The following is a 1507-nucleotide window of genomic DNA, read 5'->3' on the forward strand; positions in this document are numbered from 1 at the left end:
TTTGTTCTTACTTTTTTACCTTTTTGGGTGTATGCTGACCTCTCTCATCCTCATCTACTAGGCCATTTCCGGACCTTTCCATATCCAGTTGGCCATTTTCTTCAAATTCATGGCAGCGAAAGTAAGCATCGCCTGCATCGACAATTTTTTAAGTCCCCTTAACGTTGTCCAACGCATACCATGCTTTTCTTTTGCGTCTGCAAATACACGCTCAATCGTTTCTTTGCGTTTCGCATATATCGTTTTTACCTCTTTGTGATGACGAAGATGATCTGCTTCCTCAAGGTACTCTTGCCAAATATGACGAGTCACTACTTTTTGATGATCCTTACTCTCCGTACATTGCGATAAAAATGGACAATTAGCGCAAATATGCTTAGAAGATTTGTATTCACGATACCCTTCTTTTGTCGTGGTAGAGTAATTCAATATCTCCCCTGATGGGCATATGTAACAATCATAGTATTCATCATATACGTACTCGTGTTTTCGGAAGAAACCTTCTTTTGTACGTGGTCTTGTATAAGGTAAAGCAGGTGTCATTTCGTTTTCGATTAAGTATTTCGTGATGGCCGGTGTTTTATAAGCTGCATCTGCCGCAACGGCATCGGGCTTTCCTACAATATCCATTACTTGTTCTACTAATGGTTCTAGGATTACGCTATCGTGGGTATTTCCTGGTGTCACCATATTTCCTAAAACAAATCCTTTGCGGTCAGAAGCTGCATGAAAAGAATAGGCGAACTGTTTAGTCCGTTCGTCTTTCACATAGTAACCACTCTCAGGATCTGTGGTACTTTCTTTTATTTCTTTTGTATCTTCTTTTTCAAATTTATCTGGTGGAAATGGCTTTTTTCCATGATCTTCCCGGTCTTGATTGATTTCTTCTTGGAGCTGTTCTTGATAGGCACGTGTTTCTTTTCGGACCACCTTTTTTTCGAATTTACGTTTATTCGCACTCGCTTTTACATGAGTGGAGTCGATAAAAACATGTTCTGCACTTATCAAATTCTTTTCCGCTGCTGTTTTTAGAATTCGATAGAAAATCTGTTCAAACAAATCGGTATCTTTAAAACGACGCTCATAGTTTTTTCCAAAGGTAGAGAAATGAGGGACTCTATCATAGAAACCATAACCAAGAAACCAGCGATAGGCCATATTCGTTTTTAATTCTTCAATCGTTTGACGCATCGAACGAATGCCAAATGTATATTGAATAAAGGTAAGTTTAATCAAGATCACGGGATCAATACTTGGGCGTCCAACTGCGGAATATGTTTCTTCCACTAAATCATAAATGAAAGAGAAATCAATCGCTGCCTCCATTTTTCGGACTAAATGATTTTCGGGAACCAACTGGTCTAAAGCGATCATTTCTACTTGATCACGTTGAATGGAATTATGTTTTGAAAGCATCTTCATCACCCCAAGTATTATTTCTATTTATATTTTAAAACAAAAAAGACTGTAGGCAAGCTCGATCTTCATCGAGTTTGTCTACAGTCTG

The 1507-nt window shown here is 38.4% G+C and carries 1 protein-coding gene; it reads right to left on the bottom strand.

Annotated elements, in window-relative coordinates; translation table 11 throughout:
• Positions 1 to 57: 57 nt before the first annotated feature.
• On the bottom strand, positions 58 to 1416 hold the full coding sequence (locus AN964_RS25185; protein WP_055742329.1) for an IS1182 family transposase: 1359 nt from the start codon (positions 1414 to 1416) through the stop codon (positions 58 to 60).
• Positions 1417 to 1507 lie beyond the last annotated feature (91 nt).

The sequence above is a fragment of the Heyndrickxia shackletonii genome (assembly GCF_001420715.1).
Lineage (GTDB): Bacteria > Bacillota > Bacilli > Bacillales > Bacillaceae_C > Margalitia > Margalitia shackletonii.

Bases quoted from the DNA above. Each gene is read 5' to 3' on its own strand.
- AN964_RS25185 (WP_055742329.1), bottom strand. From the start codon at position 1,416: ATGCTTTCAAAACATAATTCCATTCAACGTGATCAAGTAGAAATGATC.